Origin of the sequence: Burkholderia sp. Ac-20349 (assembly GCF_017104865.1) — a bacterium.
Taxonomy (GTDB): domain Bacteria; phylum Pseudomonadota; class Gammaproteobacteria; order Burkholderiales; family Burkholderiaceae; genus Burkholderia; species Burkholderia aenigmatica.
This window is the reverse complement of sequence record NZ_JAAGPM010000063.1, coordinates 25,148-42,882: the sequence shown is the minus strand read 5'-3', so window position 1 is coordinate 42,882 and position 17,735 is coordinate 25,148. Positions and strand designations below refer to the sequence as shown.

Below are 17,735 nucleotides of genomic sequence, written 5' to 3'. Positions count from 1 at the left end.
GATCGACCGCATAGCATGGGATCCAGGTAAGCGCTAAAGCGCTAACCTGGATCGACACAGGAGACTAGCGATGAATCGCACACCCGTGGTCGATGTCCAGACCTTCATCAACGAGCAGCCGTTCGGCCGGATCGAGATTCGACTTGACCGGCAGCACCGCGCCGCCGCCGGCGCCCTGCTCGCGCAACGCCGCAACCGGCCGCGACCGGCCCACCCCTGCGTCGAGCAGGTCGTGCGCGCCCCCCGCGGGCAACAGCACGAAATCGCCGTCGGCGAGCTGCAGCGTGCGCCCGTCCGCGGTACGCAGCCGGCAGGTTCCGGCCAGCACCAGATGAAACGCCGCCTCGCCGGGCGGCAACGGGTCGTGCGGCATCGCGAACGGCCCGTCGAGCAGGCAGCGCACGTCAAGTTCGACATGGCTGCGGCCCAGCGACAGCAGTTGACTCAATGCATCCATGAGACGATCCCGCTAAAAATTGACACTCTAGCGTATCGAAACCCTCAGCGCGAACGATCAGAATAGCCCTGCATCGCCCGAGATCGCGGCGTGCGCCGCTCTCCTCACCTCTTCTCGAAAGGACGCATCATGCTGAACTGGAACGAATACCGGAAGGAACTCTCGACGCGCATCGGCGAGATCGCCAAGCTGTCGCCCGATACGCTGGCCGGCTACAAGGCGCTGTCCGGCGCCGGGGCCAAGACGGGCCATCTCGACGCGAAGACGCGCGAACTGATCGCGCTCGCGGTCGCCGTCACGACGCGCTGCGACGGCTGTATCGCCGTGCACACCGCGGAAGCGGCCAAGCATGGTGCGACCAAGGAAGAAGTGGCGGAAGCGCTCGGCGTCGCGATTGCGCTGAACGCAGGTGCGGCGCTCGTCTATTCGGCACGCGTGATGGACGCGCTCGGCGACTGAACCTGACGGCCGCGGCGCTGCCGTCGCATGGCGGCGCCCGGCCGAATGGCTGCGTGGCCGCCCGGTTGCGCAGCGCGCCGCCGGGCAGGCGATGTCTGAAGATTGGCCAGCGTACCCGCCAGAATGACCGGCCCGGCACGCACCGGCACGGACGCGCCGCGAAGTCGGCTACCATGCGCGAACGATCCATCGTAAAGGAGCGCTCCATGTGCCGCTGGCTCGCCTATACGGGTAATCCGATTCATCTCGAGACCGTCCTGTTCCGCGCGAAACATTCGCTGATCGACCAGAGCCTGCATTCGGAGCTGGGGGCGACGACCACCAACGGCGACGGCTTCGGCATCGGCTGGTACGGGCACCCTGACGAACTCCCGTTCCGCTATCGCTCCGTGCATCCCGCGTGGAACGACCGCAACCTGCGCGAAGCCGCGCGCGCGATCCGTTCACGGATGTTCATCGCGCACATCCGCGCGGCTACCGACACGCCCGTGCAGGAAACCAACTGCCACCCGTTCCGTCACGGCCGCTGGCTGTTCGCGCACAACGGGCTGATCCGCGACTTCCACAAGCTGCGCCGCGACCTGACGTTGAAGGTCGACCCCGCGCTGTTCCCGACGCTCGAAGGCTCGACCGACTCCGAACTGATGTTCCGCCTCGCGCTGACCTACGGCCTCGAGCAGACGCCGCTGCCGGCGCTCGAGCGGATGGTCGGCGTGGTCGAGGAGACCGCCGCGCGGCATCGCGTCGCCGACCCGCTCAACATGACGATCTGCGCGACCGACGGCGAACGGATCATCGCGGTGCGTTATTCGAGCGAACGGCAATCGCGTTCGCTGTTCCACAGCACGTCGTTCAAGCACCTGCACGAGCTGTATCCGCACAACCCGCGCATCGCCGAAGCCGGCGACGACGCGTTCATGGTCGTGTCCGAGCCGCTCGTCGACCTGCGGGGGGCATGGGAGGAAGTGCCGGAGGGGATGGCGATCGTCGCGCAGGGCGCCGATGTGCAGCAGCGGCCGTTCAGCCCGCGGCACAAGTAGAACGGCGGGCACTGCACGCGCCGTCAGGCGCGACGCGACAACCGCATCCGGATCGAATCGAGTTCGGCGGGCAGCCGGCGCGAACGAGCGCGCGGCCGCGGCAGTACGGTGAACCCGAGCCGTTCGTACAGCGCGCGGGCCCGCACGTTGCGGGTCAGCACGTCGAGCACGACGTCGCGGCTGCCGTCGGCGGGCAATGCGCCGGTGTCCAGCGCGTTGCGAAACAGCGCGCTGAAGATGCCGGTGCCGCGCTGCCGCTCGTCGGTTGCGCAATGCGCGACGAGGATCTGCGAGCGCTTCGGCGCCGGAATTTCCGTTTCGAGGATCAGCCCGCGCAACAACTGGCCAATCGTGCGGCGCACGCCAAAGAAGCGCGCCAGTGCCCACACGACATGCACGTCGTCGAACATCGTCTGCCGCCCGTCGTGAATCGCCATCACGGCGAGCACGGCGCCGTCGTCGGCGATCGCGACACGATGCCGGCGCCACGAGAAGCGCCCGTGACGCGACCGGAACGCCTGCTGCAGGAAGGCGACGCAGCGCGCATCGCTTTCGCCGAGAAAGAACCCGAATTCGGCCACGCCGGACGCAAACACGAGCGGCGCGCACGCCGCCGCGTCGGCCGCCTCGGCCGCACGAAACCGCACGCGCTCGCCGGCGCGCGGCGCCGCCTGCGCGAACGCGCCGGCCAGCGTCATGCGCCGCGCCCCGCGAGACGCGACAACACGCCAACCGTCCGGCTGATCTGCTCCGGCTCGTGCGTCGAGCAGATGAAGAAGCGCAGGCGCGCAGCCTTTTCCTCGACGGCCGGATAGAAGATCGGCTGCACGTTGATCCCTTCGTCGAACATCGCATTGGCCCACTGCGCGGCCTTCAGCGAGCTCCCCGTGATCACCGGCACGACCGCGAATCCGGCACTCGTGCCGGTATTCAGCCCGGCGGCGCGCGCTTCGGTCAGGAACTGCCGCCCGCGCGCCTGCAGTTTCGCGACGCGCTCCGGCTCGGCCTGCAGGCGCTCGAGCGCGGCCAGCGACGCTTCGGCGAGGGTCGGTGCGAGCCCGACGCTGTACAGGAAGCCCGGCGCCAGGTGGCGCAGCATGTCGACCAGCGGCTGGCAGCCGGCGATGAAGCCACCGCAGCCGGCCAGCGTCTTGCTCATCGTGCCCATCCACATGTCGACCTGGTCGGGCGCGACGCCGCAATGCTCGCGGATGCCCTTGCCGGTCGCGCCGAGCACGCCGAGTGAATGCGCCTCGTCGACCAGCAGGAACGCCCCGTGGCGCGTCTTCACGTCGACGAAGCGCTGCAGGTCGGGGAAGTCGCCGTCCATGCTGTACAGCCCTTCGATCGCGATCAGCACGTGCCGGTATTCGCGGCGCACGCGCGACAGCAGGTCGTCGAGCGCCTGCCAGTCGTTGTGCGCGAAGCTCAGCCGCTTCGCGCCGCTCAGTTGCGCGCCCTGCACGATGCTGTTGTGCGCGAGCGAATCGTGGACGACCAGATCGCCGGGGCCGAACAGCGCGCCGATCACCGTCACGTTCGTCGCGTGGCCGCTCACGAACGCGACACAGTCGTCGGTCTCGTAGAACGCGGCCAGCGCGCGCTCGAGGTCGCGCTGCACCGGGCGCTCGCCCGCGACCATCCGGCTCGCGGAGGCCGACGTGCCGTAGCGGTCGATCGCGGCTTTCGCGCGCGACGACACGGCCGGATCGCCGGCGAGGCCGAGGTAGTTGTAATTCGCGAAGTTCAGGTATTCGCGGCCGCCGATCTGCGTCGTCGCACCGGCCACGCCGTCGTGCACGCGGAAAAACGGCGAGTCGACGCGCAGCTTCTCGCCCATCTCGCGCATGATCCGGACCTGCTGATACTGCGGCATCGACTCGAAGCGGCTGCGCGCCGATGCGGTCTGCGCTGCCAGCGTGCCGGGCACGCCCGGTGCCGCGGCCGCATCGGTCGCGCGCTCCAGTTGCCGTTTCAGCGCTTTCGCCGCCAGTTGCTGGCGAAGATGCTCTCCCAGTGCCATTGCTTCCTTCGCTGTTTCTCGAAAAGACGCTATGTTACGCCGCGCGTCATGAAAAAGCGTGGTGTCACGCGTCGGGAAACTCGGCCCACTGCCACGCATCGGGTTCGGCCAGCAGCGCGTCCACCAGCCGGAAATTCATCTCGTGGCTCGGCCGCAGCGCGCTCACGCGCGCCAGCAGCGGCGCACCGGCCAGTGCCAGGTCGCCGACCAGGTCGAGCACGCGGTGCCGGACGAACTCCTCCGGCAGCCGCATCCCGCCCAGCACGCGATTGCCGACGATGGATGCCGTACACGACGGCCGCGCGCCGCGCAGGATCGGTACCCCGCGCAGATAACCGGCGACGATCGCGGGTACCGCCCACTTCACGCGGCCATACGAGCGCGATGGCGCAATTTCAGTCGCAAATGCAGCCGGCGTCAGCGCACCATCCCAGTGCATGTCGCCGAAGCCGCGCAGGTCGTTGCGCACGCTCAGTTCGTAACGCGGCGCCGGTTCGATCCGCATTTCGCGCCGCTGGTCGCCCTCGCCGTCCGTGACGACGAGGGGCCGCAGCACGCGGATGAAGCGTTTTGGCGCATCGAGCGCGACGCGGCCGCACGCGCGGATGGCGTCCACCCACGGCGCGGCGCTGCCATCGAGAATCGGCACTTCCTCTGCGTCGATCTCGACGATCGCGTGATCGATCTCGCACGCGAGCAGCGACGCGAGCAGATGCTCGACCGTGCGAACGCCGACGCCGTCGGCATTACGCAGCATCGTGCACAGCGGCTGGGCGCGGCGCAGCGCGGGATCGACCGGCAGCGTCGCGAGCGTGCGCCCCTGCGCGACGCGACGGAACGCAACGCCGGTCACGCCGTCTTCCGGACGCACGGGCAGGATCCGCACGCCCACCCGACGCCCCGTGTGGAGCCCGTGACCGTCGATCGCCAGCGGACGCGCCAGCGTACCCTGACTCGTCGCCCAGCCGGACGGCGCACTCATCGCGCGACCTCCAGCGTCGGCGAGGCGTGGCCCGCGACGGGCGCCGGCCGCGTATCGAGCATCGCACGCGCTTCGCCGTCGATTGCATGCTTCGCCGCCAGCGCAGCGACGGCATCGGCTGCGGAACCGGCATCGGTATCGGCGTCGGTCGACGCACCGATCGAATCGACGATGCGTCCGGCCAGCGTCGTCACGGACGCGCCCTCGGCAATCGCCATCACCGACAGCTTGACCTCGAACGCTTCCTCGACCGCGAGACCGAGCTCCATCCCCATCAGCGAATCCATGCCCATGTCGAGCACCGACTTGTCGAGCGCGATGCGATCCGGCGTCATGTGCAGGATCCGTGCAATCTGTCCCTGCAGGGTCCGGGCCACCAGCGCGATCGCTTCGTCACGCGGCAATGCCAGCACCTCTTCCCGCAGCTGCGTCCCGCCGTCGCGCGCATCGCCGCCCTTCGCATGCGATTGCAGCAGCGAATACCGGCGTGCCTTCGCGGCGGGCATCCCGCGCGCAACGGCGTGCCAGTCGAGCCGGACCACGGCTTCGCCGGCCGCACCCGCCACCAGCGCGCGCTCGAGCGCGACCATCGCCTCGTCGGACGTGATCGATGCACCACCGATCCGCGACTGCAACGCTTCGCGCGTATCCGCGTGGCGCGCGAGGAAGCCGACGTCCTCGAGCGGCCCCCAGGCCATGAACGTGCCCGGCAAGCCTGCCGCGCGGCGATGTTCGACGAGCGCCTCGAGGAAGCTGTTGGCCGCGACGTAGTTCGATTGCCCCGGATTGCCGAGATAGGTCGTCGCCGACGAATAGACCACGAACAGGTCGAGCGGCAACGCGCGCGTCGCGCGATGCAGGTTCCACGCGCCGGCCACCTTCGGTGCGAGCACCGCGGCCATGCGCGCGTCGTCGAGATTGCGCACGAGGCCGTCGTCGATCGACATCGCGGAATGCAGCACGCCCTTGAGCGGGATGTCGCGCCGGACGATCGCGGCAATCATCGCGTCGACTGCCGCCGCGTCGGTCACATCGCACGACACGACATCGACCGTGACGCCGAGCGTCTTGCGCCACTGCTCGACTTCCTCGCGGGCGGCAGCAGCGAGTTCGCCGGAGCGGCTCGCCAGCGTCAGCCGGCGTGCGCCGCGCTCGACCATCCAGCGCGCGCTCGCGAACCCGAGCCCGCCCGTGCCGCCGACCACCAGGTACGTGCCATGCGGATCGAGCGCAAGCGAACCCGCGCGCGTGACGCCGCGCGTCGGGGCCGGCGTGCCGGACGGATAGGTCACGAGCACCTTGCCGATCTGGCGCGCCTGCTGCATGTAGCGGAACGCGTCCTCCGCCCGTTCGGCGGGAAACGCGCGATACGGCAGCGGATGCAGCACGCCGGCCTCGAACAGCGCCATCACTTCGCCGAACAGGCGCGCGGTCAGTTTCGGCAGCGCCCCCATCAACTGGTCGGCGTCGATGCCGAAATAGCTGATGTTGTTGCGGAACGGCCGCAGCCCGATATGGCTGTTTTCGTAGAAGTCGCGCTTGCCGAGCTCGAGGAAACGACCGAACGGCCGCAGCGTATCGATGCTGCGCACCATGGCTTCGCCGGCGAGCGAATTCAGCACGATGTCGATGCCCTGACCGCCCGTCAGCACGCGAATCTCGTCCGCGAACGCCAGGCTGCGCGAATCGAGCACGTGGTCGGCGCCGAGCAGGCGCACGAACTCGCGCTTCTCGTCGCTGCCGGCCGTCGCGAACACTTCCGCGCCGAAGTGGCGCGCGAGCTGGATCGCGGCGATCCCGACGCCACCCGCGCCGCCGTGCACCAGCACACGCTCGCCGCGACGCAGACGCGCGAGTTCGACGAGTGCGTAATACGCGGTGAAGAACGTGGTCGGCACGGTCGCCGCTTCCTCGAACGACAACCGCTCCGGTTTCAGCGCGATCGCTTGCGCGCGCGTCCTGACGCGCGTCGCGAACGAGGCCGGTGCGAAGCCGAGCATCGCATCGCCCGGTGCGAATTCCGTCACGGCGCTGCCCACCCGGACGACGCGGCCGGACAGTTCCATCCCGATCGTCGCGCCCGCGAAGCCGGTCTCGACCGCTTCGTCGGACAGGAGCCCCATCGCATACATCACGTCGCGGAAATTGAGGCCGGTGGCAACGGGCTCGATCTCCACCTCGTCGGCACCCAGCGGGCTTTCCGGCAACGCGAACCATTCGAGATTGCGCAACGAGCCCGGCGCATCGAACGCGAGCACGGCCGCACGTGTGATCGCACCATCGTTGCGGGCCGCGGCCTGCGCGGCCGTCAGCATGCGCGGCACCTGGCGCCCGTGTGCACCCAGGATGACCTCTTCCTCGACCGCCGAGCCGGTCAGCTCGCGAACCAGTGAGTCGGGAATCCCGCCCGCCGCGGGATCGGTGTCGATCAGGCGGCACGCGAGTTCGGGATGCTCGTTCGCCAGCACGCGACCGAGGCCCCACAGCGTGGCCTGTTCCGGATGCGCATTCGCGGTCCCGGCGAATGGCGCGCCGCCGCGCGTGACGACGGTCAGCCGCGTGGCCGCATTCGGCTGCGCGCCGAGCGTGCGAACGAGCGCCGCAAGAGCGATCACGCCGTCATGCTGCGCGGCCATCAGGCCATCCCCCGTCGCCGATTCGGCGAGCGGCGTTTCCGGCGCGCAGAACACGACATGCGCCGGCTGCCCGGCCGGCAACGACGCGATCGCATCGGCCGCGTGGGTGACGTCGACGATATCGGCCGGATAGCCCGCGCGCGCCAGCGCATCGGCCAGCCGCCCGCCGAAACTGCCGGCGGTATCCGGTGCGTGCATCACGAGCCATTGCTCGCTGCGTGCCAGCGTATCGAGATCGCTCGGATCGTCGCCGCGTTGGTCGGCAACGGCGCTCGCCGGGTTGCGTGCGATGACGAACGTCGGCGTGCCGTCCAGATCGAGCGACTGCTCGACGTGCCGCGCGACGTCGACGTAACCTGCGCGTTCGAGCGCCGCATCGAGATCCGCCGGTGCCAGCGGCACGGGCGCGTCGGCTTCCGTCGACGAAGCCTGCGTGCCAAATACGATGTCGGAGAAGCGGCCGCGCCGCGACTCGGCCAGCAGCAGCAACCCGCCCGGCGCCAGCCATGACCGCATCGCATTCAACGCGTCGGCGACATCGTGACGGCCGCTCAACGCGCGGTTCGCGACGATCAGGTCGTAAGGGCCGGCTTCGTCGGCCGCCAGCGACAGGCGCTCGCCCGACTGCAACGCAACCGTGCGCACCGCCGCTTCCGCATCCGCGTCGAACCCGGCCAGTTGACCGGCCGTCGCGGCGATCGTGTGATCGCAACGCGCGGCCGCGAGATGCATGCCGAGCGTCTGCAGCACGTCGCCGTCCGTCGCGCCCAGTTCGAGCACGCGCAACCGGCGTGCCGGCTGCCATTCGTCGACGGCCTGCTCGACGCTTGCGGTCAGCAACGCGTGCACGTGCTGCCACGTCGGCGATGCGGCAAGGAGTTGCTCGACCAGGCTGTGCCCGGTCGGCGACAGCAGGCGTGCGCCGTCCTTCGCGCCGTTCAGCACGTCCTGCAACGCCGCGCCGCAATGCGCGAGCAGCGTCAGCTCGGCCACGTGCCCCGGCGATTCGGCCAGCAGCCCGCGCCACAGGTCGTCGAGCGGCGGCAACGCCGCGCACGCCGCGTCGTCGCGCACGAGCAGCGCGCCGTCGCGATGAGCGAGGCCATCCTCGACCAGCATGTCGGCAAGACGCGCGGCCAGCGCCGCACGCTCGGCCGCCGGCTGCCACGTGCCGGCGAATGCGCCGAGCGCATCGAACGCGCGGAGCGCGTAGAGGCTCGCCAGCACGTCGAGCAGCGGCAGGATTTCGGTCAGATGCTGCGTCCGGCGGCCATCGTTCCCGGTTGCGTCGAGCCGCGCGACGGCCTGTGCGAGCAGCGCGTCGGGGGCCGACAAACCGGCTGCATCGACGTCGCCCGGCAGCGGCACTTCGTCAAGGCGGTAGACGAAGCGCGCGGGCAGGTTCTGCCGACGGCCGACGAGATCGACGCGCCGGAACCGGCAAGCGCCGAGCCGCGCGACGATCGCGCCCCGCGCGTCGAGGAATTCGAAATGCGCGACGATCGAATGCGGGCTGTGCCGGTCGATCCGTACGAGCACCCGCTCGACCGTGTCGCCGCGCAGATAGTCGACGCGGCCGATCTGCACCGGCACGTAAGCCGGATGCTCGCCTTCGCGCGCGTGGGCTGCAAGCAACGCGAACAGCGGATGAAACCCGCTGTCCATCAGCGCCGGATGTAGCAGATAGGCGGACAATGCCCGCGCGTCGCCGCATGCGGCCGGCGCGGCGACGTCGGCCAGCGCAGCACCTTCGCCTGCGGCGACCCGCACGCTGCGGACCCAGCGGAACGCCGGCCCGTAACCGAGGCCGATCGCTGCCGTGTTTGCGTACAGCGTGTCGCCATCGGCTGCGGGCAGCGCGAGCAGACGATCAAGCGCGTCCGGCGGCACGATGCTCGCATCGCCGAGCGCGTTGCCGCTTTCCAGCATCCGCCCCGTCACGTTCAGCGTCCATGCGCCGTCGGACATCCGATCGCGCGTCTCGATCGTGAAGGTCGCGGTACGCGACTCGATCACGAGCCGGAACAGTTTTGCCTGCTGCGGCTGGAATACCACCGGCGTACGGATCTCGACGTTTTCGAGCGCCGCATCCGGCGTATCGAAGAAGGTGCGTGCCGCGGCGAGCGCCATTTCCACGTATCCAGCACCCGGGAACGCCACGCCGCCGTCGACGACGTGATCGGCCAGCATCGGCAGCTTCGCCGGATCGAGCTGGTTTTCCCACGCGAATGCGTGCTCGTGCAGGCGATAGCCGAGCAGCGGATGCTCGCGGCGGCGATTGACGAGGCCGTAGCCTTCGACGGTCGGCGTCAGCCAGAAGCGGTCGCGCTGCCACGGATAGGACGGCAAGGCAGCGCGCGATTCGCCCGGCGCGAAACGGTCGGGATCGACGCTCGCGCCATGCGCGATCGCCGCCAGAATTGCGTGTCGCAGCGTCGCCGCGCTGCCGTGGTCGCGCTTGAGCGTCGGCAGCACCACGCCGGTCGCGCCGGCGGCCGCGAATGCCTGCTTCACGTACGTGCGCAGGATCGAATGCGGCGAGACCTCGACGAACAGCCGGACGCCCTGCTCGATCAGATGCGCGATACCGTCGCCGAAGCGCACCGGCTCGCGAATGTTGCGCCACCAGTAGCGGGCATCGAGTTCGGTGCCGGCAAGCGCGCCGCCAGTCACGGTCGACACGAACGTGCCGTTGCCCGGCTGCGGCCGCAGGCTCGCCAGTTCGGCCAGCACGACCGGCTCGATGCGGTCCATGTGGCTGCTGTGGAATGCGTAGTCGAGATCCAGCATCTGGAAGAACTTGCCGCTGCCGCGCAGCGCGGCCTCCAGTGCCTGCAATCCCTGCAGCTCACCCGCGAGCGTCACCGCATCGGGGCTGTTGATGCCGGCGATCTCGACGCGCCGCGCCAGCCCGTGGCGCGCGATCAGTTCGCGCGCCGCCACGTCGCCGATGCCGACGGCCGCCATCCGGCCGCTGCCGCGCGTCATCGCCTGCGCGCGGCTGCGGATCTTGATCACGCGAACCGCGTCGGCGAGCGACAGCGCGCCCGTCACCCACGCCGCGGCAATCTCGCCGACGCTATGGCCGATCGCCGCGTCGTAACGCATTCCGCGCGCGTCGATCACGCGAATCATGCCGACCTGGATCGCGAACAGCAGCGGCTGCGCGTTCTCCGTCGCGGCGAGCCATTCGGCACCCGCGCCGGCCAGCCACTCCGCGCTCGGGCCGCCGCGCATCACGTCGACGAGCGACGGGCTGCCGTCGGCGCACCACAGTGCATCGACTTCGTCGAGCGCCGCACGGAAGACGGCGTTCTCCGCATAGAGTTCGTTGCCCATCCCGACCCACTGGCAGCCGTTGCCAGAGAAGACGAGCGCGGTGCGCACCGCGTCGGCAGGCGCCTGGCCGGTTGCCACGCTGGCCGGCAGGCCTTCCTGCGACGGCTGGGCCAGTGACGCAAGCGCCGCACGGCCTTCGGCCGCGTCGGCCGGTGCAACGATTGCGCGATGTTCCAGCCACTGGCGGCGACGTGCGGCCGTGGCGGCAAGCGCCTGCCAATCGCCGCCGTTGTCGAGCATCGCCAGATAGCGGCCCGCGAGCGCGCCGAGCGCATTCGCGCTGCGCGCGGTCAGGACGAGCGGAGACAGTTGCGCATGCGTCGGCTCGGGTGCGGCCGCCGACGCCTCGCTTGAAGCCGGCGCCTCGGTCAGCACGACGTGTGCGTTCGTTCCGCCGAAGCCGAACGAGTTGACACCGACCGTCAGCGGCGCGGCGCCCGCGTCGAGCGGCATGTAGCGATCCACGACGCGCAGACGCCCGCCGTCGAAATCGATCCCGGGATTGGGCGTGACAAAGTGCAGCGAGCGCGGTACCGCGCGATGCTTCAGGCACAGCACGGCCTTCAGCAGCCCGGCCATGCCGGATGCCGTCTCGAGATGGCCGATATTGGTCTTGACCGAACCGATGAGCAGCGGCCGATCCGCCGGGCGCTCGCCCGACACGACGTCGATCAGCGCACGCGCCTCGATCGGATCGCCGACCGCCGTGCCGGTGCCATGCGCCTCGAGATACGCCAGCGACTGCGGATCGATGCCCGCGCGCGCGTACACGCTGCGCAGCAGCGACGCCTGTGCGCCCGCGCCCGGCACGCTGATGCCGCCCGGCGAGTGGCCGACCGAGTTCACGCCGGAGCCGGCGATCACCGCATGGATCGTGTCGCCGTCGGCGAGCGCGCGATCGAGCGGCTTGAGCAGCACGAACGCGCCGCCTTCCGAGCGGACATAGCCGTCGCCGGTCGCATCGAACGCGCGGCAACGGCCACGCGGCGACAGCATCGACGCCTTGGAGAAGCTGACGAAGCCGAACGGGTGCAGCAGCAGGTTGACGCCGCCCGCGAGCGCCACGTCGGCTTCGCCGGACTGCAGCGCCTTGACCGCCTGGTGGAGCGCGACGAGCGACGACGAGCAGGCCGTGTCGACGGACATGCTCGGGCCGCGCAGGTCGAACAGGTAGGACACGCGGTTCGACGCGATGCTCAGCGTATTGCCGGTCGCCGAATACGGATCGATCACGTTCAGATCGTCCATGTTGCGGTTGCCGTAATCCATGCTCGCGGCACCGACGAAGACGCCGCAGTTGCTGCCGCGCATGTCGGCCGGGCGCACGCCCGCGTCCTCGAACGCTTCCCATGCGAGTTCGAGCAGCAGGCGCTGCTGGGGATCCATCTGGGCCGCTTCGCGCGGAGAAATGCCGAAGAACGCGGCGTCGAAGCCGGCGACGTTGTCGAGGACGCCGGCCGAGAACGTGTAGCTCTTGCCCGGTTCGCGCTTGGACGGGTGCTGGTAGAAATCGGTGCCGAACCGGTCGGCCGGGATTTCGGTCACTGCGTCGCGTTCGTCGCGCAGCAGTTGCCAGAAGTCGCCGGGGTTGTTTGCACCCCCGGGAAACCGACACGCTATCCCAATTATTGCAATCTTACTGTTCATCTCTTATGTCGCTTTCTCGGATGCGCGCGGCTCTTCCGCACGATTTCCGTCGTCTTGTACCACACTTAGCAGTGCCGCCCCCAGCTCTTCTGCGGCCAAATTCCGGCATTCCGGAGCAACTGTGCCGTAATTTCGCCAAATGAAGTAGTCGCTGCGTTGTGGAGAAACGCCTAGCTTTTGGAACACATGTGGCAAAGCGGGAACGTGGTCACCGTAGAAACAAACGACCGTTTCACGATCGCTGGCGCGCAAATGATCGAGCAAGCGCCCGATCATCGCGTCCGCATTCTCGATGTGCCGCAAGTATGCTGTCAGGTCACGCCAGGAGGCGTCTTCGCCGAGAGTATGCCGCGAAGATGATTCTCCAGGCAAAACTTGCTCGAGATGCAGCGGCCCATGATTTTCCATCGTCATCGCGAAGATGAAGCACGGGCGCTCGCCTCTCGCCGCCTCGAGTTCCGCGACAATCGCGTCAGACACAGCCGCGTCCGCCACATAGGGTCCTGCCCGGGATGCCGACGAAAAGTGACGGATATCGAGAAAACGCGCAAAGCCGAGCAACGGAAATACCCGGTTCCGCCCGAAAAAATCGGCGTGATAAGGATGAATCACAACCGTGTCGTAGCCCCAACGAGCAAACCAAGAGGCGAGTGAGGCAATCTTTTTTCTTACAAAAAAGTAAGGATAAAAGCGCGCATACCCGAGCGAAAAGGACTCAGTGCCGGTCAGCACCGCGAATTCCGTCCGCATGGTGTTTGCCCCCCAAGCGGGCACGGTCACCTCTCCATACCGAATCGCCTCGTGACGCGCTTCGTCGAAACGCATGAAGAGTGCCGAGGCGACCGTGTCGCCGAGCCGGCGCGCATCGAAAAACGATTCACTCTGGATCACGATCATGTCCGGGCGCCGCACTGGCTCGCCGGTCGCGAACAGCCCAGTCGCCATGACCTCACGGAACCGTCGGAACGTGGCAGGACGCAGACCGTTGAGCAGATAGGCAACGAATACGGCAAAAAAGCCGTATCGACGCTGATCCGCAACAGGATCAAGCGTGAGCGGCAAGCGTGCGGCCACGATCACAGCAAGCACGAATGACAGGCCCACCACCAGCCAGGCCAGCGCGCGAAAGCCGGCGAACACCGGCCGCTCAACGACAAAGCCTGCGATCACAAACACGATGCCGGCACCGATCGCAACGACCTTACCAACGCTCAGGAACGGCAGATAAAGACGGGGATGCGAAAATAACTGGCTGAACAGGCTCAGATCAGTAAAAACGAACGGCTCGCGCAGTGATTCGTACTTCGCATTGCTGACCACTGCGACGAGACCGACCAGCGCGAGCGATGCACAGGCCGAGAACACTGGCCGGGAGGTGGCGGCGAGTACAAGATTGACCAAGAACACTACAGAAAGAATGTGAAGCAATAGCGACATCGGTGGACGGCGCAAAGGCGCGCGGGGCACCGCGATGGCGTCGAGCAGAAATGAAATGGCAGCGGCAACGGCAAGCGTCGAAACGAAAGCGCCGTTCAATTGCGTCTGTCCTCTTGAGGCAAATACGACAGGCGATCCAGAATCGCATCGGCCAGCGCCACGGGAAGCAATACCAAGAGGCGCATCCCGAATGCAAGCAGCGCCGGGAACGCGATCTCGGAACGCCCCGCGTCGAGCCCCCGACGGATATGGGCAGCAGCACGCTCAGCGCTCCACCGAAATGGCTTGGCGCCGGGGAATACATCACTCATCGCGGTCTTGACAAAGCCAGGGAGTACCACGGAAACAGCAATGCCATCGCGTTTCAGCAATGGCCGCACCGAATCCGCCCAAGCCTTGATCGCCGCTTTGCTTGCACAATAAGCTGGCGAAATCGCCATGCCGCGCAATGCCGCGATAGACGCGATCATCGCAATTCGGCCACGCCCCCGCACACGCATATACTCGATGACCGGAAGCGCCGCATGTATCACGCCATGAAAATTCGTTTCGACGACGCGCAACGTGCGCTCACAATCCTCCCAATCATTGGCATGCGCGATCGTACTCGCCACCCCTGCATTGGCAACAAGCAGGTCGACCGGATGCGCGCGATCAAACGCCTCCAGCCATGTCCGCAAGGCCGCAGCATCGCATATGTCGACCTGACCGGTCACGACGTCGGCACCTTGCAGACGACAGGCTGCCGCGCTGGCAGCAAGACGCTCGCCATCGCGACCGACGAGACCCAGCACAACGCCCGGCTCCGCGTAAGCGAGCGCGAGTGCGCGGCCGATACCCGAGCTTGCCCCCGTGATCACAATGTGCCTGAACACTTCAGTCACTGCATGCCTCGAGCCGAGCAATCGCGCCCGCCACGGCCATCTCGATGCCGGTACGCGTGTAGAAGTCACCGTTGATCTGGGTATGGTGCATCACGTAATTCAGAAAAGCTCTGTAGAGCCGCATGTCGGGTATTTCCGCCGCGCTCCAGAAATCGTCAAGAGACCCTTGCCAAGTCAAACCAGGCATGGAATAAATTGCGGTACCTAGGGCAATCAGCGGGCGACCGTGATGCAAAGCTGAAAGTCCCACCGTGCTGTTCACTACGATAACGGCGCGAGAATTATCGAGCAACGTCGGGAGGTGGCCCGCGTCTATAAAACGCAGCCGATCGGCCACGCCGAGCTGCCTAGCGAGTACGTCGGCGAAGCGACGATAGGCTACCAAGCCCGTATCGAGCGGGTGATTCTTGATCACCAGCAACGCGTCCGACGATGCGTTGCGAGCGAACGACTGCAGCACGACCGAAATTGCCTCGCAAACCCCATCGAACGGAGAATGCTCGACGATTTGCGCGTCGCTGTTCAGTTGTAGCGGAAACAGATAGTACGGACTGCCTTGCTTGAGCAAATCGCGTGTGATTCGCTCAGCCTCGGTCGTGTGTAAACGCTGTTGAACCTGTCGCAAAGCCAGTCCCGCGTACTCCCGAAAGCCATTGTTCGGCCGATGGCTTTCATAATGCGGAAAGCGGTGCCGGTACATCGCGTTCGCCAGTCGATAACGAATATCGTGGTACGCACGTTCGTAAAGGTTGTAACCGGTCGGCTCGCCCGGGGTGACAGCCTCCCCGAATCTCCTGTCATCGAGGTACCACGCCGGGTCACGCGGCAGCAAGGAACGGCCATTGACGCCATGGCGCTCCATCGTAATCCAGCGCGGGCGAACATAACCCTCCTCGAAAACGTGCACCCGCAGACCAAACGACTCGGCTAAGTCGTGCATTGGCCGATGCACGGCCCGGCAATCACCAAACATCAGCACGTCGGTAAACGTGCCGGCCTCGACGACTTGCCGATACCAACCAAGAAGGAAGTCAAACTTGTCGCGGTAATTCCAAGCCTCCCCCCCACCATAGGCAAGATCGCCACCGCAGAAATTGACGCGACGGACTTGATGACTGCGCGAGACTAACGCACTGGCCAGTTGGCAGAAAAACGGGGACGCCGTGCCTTGCAGGGCAAGGAAGGAGCGACTCATAGTATTTTGATTGACGGTGAAAGGGGATCTGAGAAATACCGTCATTCGTACGGAATCACTCGAAACCTCCGCCAGGCTTGGGCCTTGCGAAGAAGCTGCACAGGATATCTCACCAGAGGTGCTTTCGATACAGGAAATACAAGAACGGAAGCCCTTGATTCGACAACGCCCCCAATCCCCCATCAGGTACGTCATCGTATTTATGGCACCTGTCAGAAATGTGTCAAATATCCGACGAACCTAGAGTGTGTCCGATAGCCCGGCTATAATCGGCTCCCCTACCGGGCGCATCCTCCTTGCGTCCCAGCGCAGGCTCATCCGCCCATCTGCGTGACATCGTGGAGACACATAGTGGCATAGTGGCATAGTGGTAGCTTACGCTCGACATACACGGCCCTGCGTGCCAGCAGGCCGCGACACAGCATTGATCCTCGACCATGCAGCCCTCCCATGCGCGCATGGCCCAAGTTCCAGGGAAATAGATTGGAAAATACCTCGATTCACCCCGTGAAGGTACCTGCAAGCGATGCATCGAACAGCCTCCTTGGACGCGTCAAGCGGATCAATCGGCTGTTTGCGCTGACGGTGCTGGCACCCACGGTCATCAGCACACTCTACTACGGCCTCTTTGCATCTGACATTTACATTTCCGAATCACGTTTTGTCGTTCGAAGCGCTCAGCAGCGGCCGCAAACTAGCGTTATCGGCGCATTGCTCTCCGGTAGCGGCTTTTCGCGTGCGCAAGACGACTCGTATCCGGTCATCGATTTCATAGAGTCGCGAGATGCATTGCGTGAGCTGAATGCCAATGACTATATTCGCAAGGCCTATTCGGACGGCGACCTGATCAGCCGATTCCACAGCGGCATTGATAATAGCTTCGAAGCGCTATGGCGGTATTACGGCAAGCACATTGCAACCGTTACGCTGGATGCCACGTCGGGAATCGGCACGCTGCAAACGCGTGCTTACCGTGCAGAAGATGCCGAGCGTATTAACGAGGATTTGCTTCAAATGAGCGAGCGCCTCGTGAATCGAATGAACGACCGAGCCGCCAAAGACACCGTCGCCTTTTCGCAGAACCAAGTCGAAATCGCCATGAGCAAGGCAAAAGACGCTGCAACTGCACTGGCGACATATCGAAACTCCCACACCGTCTTTGATCCGGACCACCAGTCGACCATGCAGTTGCAGCAAGTTTCTGCGCTGCAGACCCGGCTGTTTGCCGCACAGACGCAGCTCGCGCAGTTAGAACTCGTGTCGCCGCAGAATCCGCAGATTCCGTCCCTCAAGACGACGATCAGCTCCTTACAGGAGCAGATCAATAACGTGACAGGGAAAGTAGCCGGTTCGAAGGACTCACTATCGCAAAAAGCGACGACCTATGCGCGGCTGCAACTTGACTCCCAGTTCGCAGACAGGCAGCTGACTTCGGCAATGGCCGCACTCGAAAACGCCAAAGCCGAAGCCGAGCGCAAACAGCTTTACCTGGAACGTTTAGTGCAGCCGAACACACCCGACGTGGCAACGGAGCCCAAGCGACTGCGTGGAATTGCCACGACGTTTGTGTTGGGCTTCATCGTATGGGCTACGCTGAGCCTGTTGATCGCGAGCATCCGTGAACATAGAGACTGAA

The 17,735-nt window shown here is 66.1% G+C and carries 10 protein-coding genes and 1 pseudogene; 3 read left to right on the top strand and 8 right to left on the bottom strand.

The window, feature by feature from the left end:
- Nucleotides 1–121 precede the first annotated feature (121 nt).
- Nucleotides 122–457 (bottom strand): annotated as a pseudogene (locus G3N61_RS20990) (cupin domain-containing protein); the annotation flags it as partial.
- 129 nt (nucleotides 458–586) lie between these two features.
- On the opposite strand from G3N61_RS20990, the gene G3N61_RS20985 reads away from it, so the two are divergent.
- Both G3N61_RS20985 and G3N61_RS20980 read left to right on the top strand, forming a co-directional pair.
- The gene (locus G3N61_RS20985) at nucleotides 587–916 is read left to right on the top strand and encodes a carboxymuconolactone decarboxylase family protein (RefSeq protein WP_043189451.1); all 330 of its coding nucleotides are present in this window, start codon (nucleotides 587–589) and stop codon (nucleotides 914–916) included.
- Between the two features lie 206 nt (nucleotides 917–1,122).
- Nucleotides 1,123–1,956 carry a class II glutamine amidotransferase gene (locus tag G3N61_RS20980; protein ID WP_205823489.1) on the top strand — a complete coding sequence of 278 codons (834 nt, stop codon included), beginning with the start codon at nucleotides 1,123–1,125 and terminating at the stop codon, nucleotides 1,954–1,956.
- A 23-nt stretch (nucleotides 1,957–1,979) separates the two neighbouring features.
- Here G3N61_RS20980 and G3N61_RS20975 read toward each other — a convergent pair whose 3' ends face one another.
- The 7 genes from G3N61_RS20975 to G3N61_RS20945 form a co-directional block, all read right to left on the bottom strand.
- On the bottom strand, nucleotides 1,980–2,654 hold the full coding sequence (locus G3N61_RS20975) for a GNAT family N-acetyltransferase (protein ID WP_205823488.1): 675 nt from the start codon (nucleotides 2,652–2,654) through the stop codon (nucleotides 1,980–1,982).
- On the bottom strand, nucleotides 2,651–3,979 hold the full coding sequence (locus G3N61_RS20970; protein ID WP_205823487.1) for an aminotransferase class I/II-fold pyridoxal phosphate-dependent enzyme: 1,329 nt from the start codon (nucleotides 3,977–3,979) through the stop codon (nucleotides 2,651–2,653). Before G3N61_RS20970 ends, G3N61_RS20975 begins: the two co-directional genes overlap by 4 nt.
- Before the next feature lie 64 nt (nucleotides 3,980–4,043).
- Entirely contained in the window at nucleotides 4,044–4,961 is a 918-nt protein-coding gene (locus tag G3N61_RS20965; protein WP_205823486.1) for a UDP-3-O-acyl N-acetylglycosamine deacetylase, read from the bottom strand.
- Nucleotides 4,958–12,583, bottom strand: a complete 7,626-nt coding sequence (locus tag G3N61_RS20960) for a type I polyketide synthase (protein ID WP_205823485.1) — start codon at nucleotides 12,581–12,583, stop codon at nucleotides 4,958–4,960. Before G3N61_RS20960 ends, G3N61_RS20965 begins: the two co-directional genes overlap by 4 nt.
- A 3-nt stretch (nucleotides 12,584–12,586) precedes the next feature.
- Nucleotides 12,587–14,119, bottom strand: coding sequence for an LTA synthase family protein (locus G3N61_RS20955; RefSeq protein WP_241017838.1), 1,533 nt, complete (start codon nucleotides 14,117–14,119; stop codon nucleotides 12,587–12,589).
- Nucleotides 14,116–14,904, bottom strand: a complete 789-nt coding sequence (locus G3N61_RS20950) for an SDR family NAD(P)-dependent oxidoreductase (protein ID WP_205823484.1) — start codon at nucleotides 14,902–14,904, stop codon at nucleotides 14,116–14,118. The genes G3N61_RS20955 and G3N61_RS20950 overlap by 4 nt, the downstream gene beginning before the upstream one ends.
- Complete coding sequence (locus G3N61_RS20945) at nucleotides 14,897–16,099, bottom strand: capsular biosynthesis protein (protein WP_205823492.1); 1,203 nt, start codon at nucleotides 16,097–16,099, stop codon at nucleotides 14,897–14,899. Before G3N61_RS20945 ends, G3N61_RS20950 begins: the two co-directional genes overlap by 8 nt.
- A gap of 483 nt (nucleotides 16,100–16,582) precedes the next feature.
- On the opposite strand from G3N61_RS20945, the gene G3N61_RS20940 reads away from it, so the two are divergent.
- Nucleotides 16,583–17,734, top strand: coding sequence for a hypothetical protein (locus G3N61_RS20940; protein WP_241017837.1), 1,152 nt, complete (start codon nucleotides 16,583–16,585; stop codon nucleotides 17,732–17,734).
- Nucleotide 17,735: the final 1 nt, after the last annotated feature.

Bases quoted from the DNA above. Each gene is read 5' to 3' on its own strand.
- G3N61_RS20985 (WP_043189451.1), top strand. From the start codon at position 587: ATGCTGAACTGGAACGAATACCGGAAGGAACTCTCGACGCGCATCGGC.
- G3N61_RS20980 (WP_205823489.1), top strand. From the start codon at position 1,123: ATGTGCCGCTGGCTCGCCTATACGGGTAATCCGATTCATCTCGAGACC.
- G3N61_RS20975 (WP_205823488.1), bottom strand. From the start codon at position 2,654: ATGACGCTGGCCGGCGCGTTCGCGCAGGCGGCGCCGCGCGCCGGCGAG.
- G3N61_RS20970 (WP_205823487.1), bottom strand. From the start codon at position 3,979: ATGGCACTGGGAGAGCATCTTCGCCAGCAACTGGCGGCGAAAGCGCTG.
- G3N61_RS20965 (WP_205823486.1), bottom strand. From the start codon at position 4,961: ATGAGTGCGCCGTCCGGCTGGGCGACGAGTCAGGGTACGCTGGCGCGT.
- G3N61_RS20960 (WP_205823485.1), bottom strand. From the start codon at position 12,583: ATGAACAGTAAGATTGCAATAATTGGGATAGCGTGTCGGTTTCCCGGG.
- G3N61_RS20945 (WP_205823492.1), bottom strand. From the start codon at position 16,099: ATGAGTCGCTCCTTCCTTGCCCTGCAAGGCACGGCGTCCCCGTTTTTC.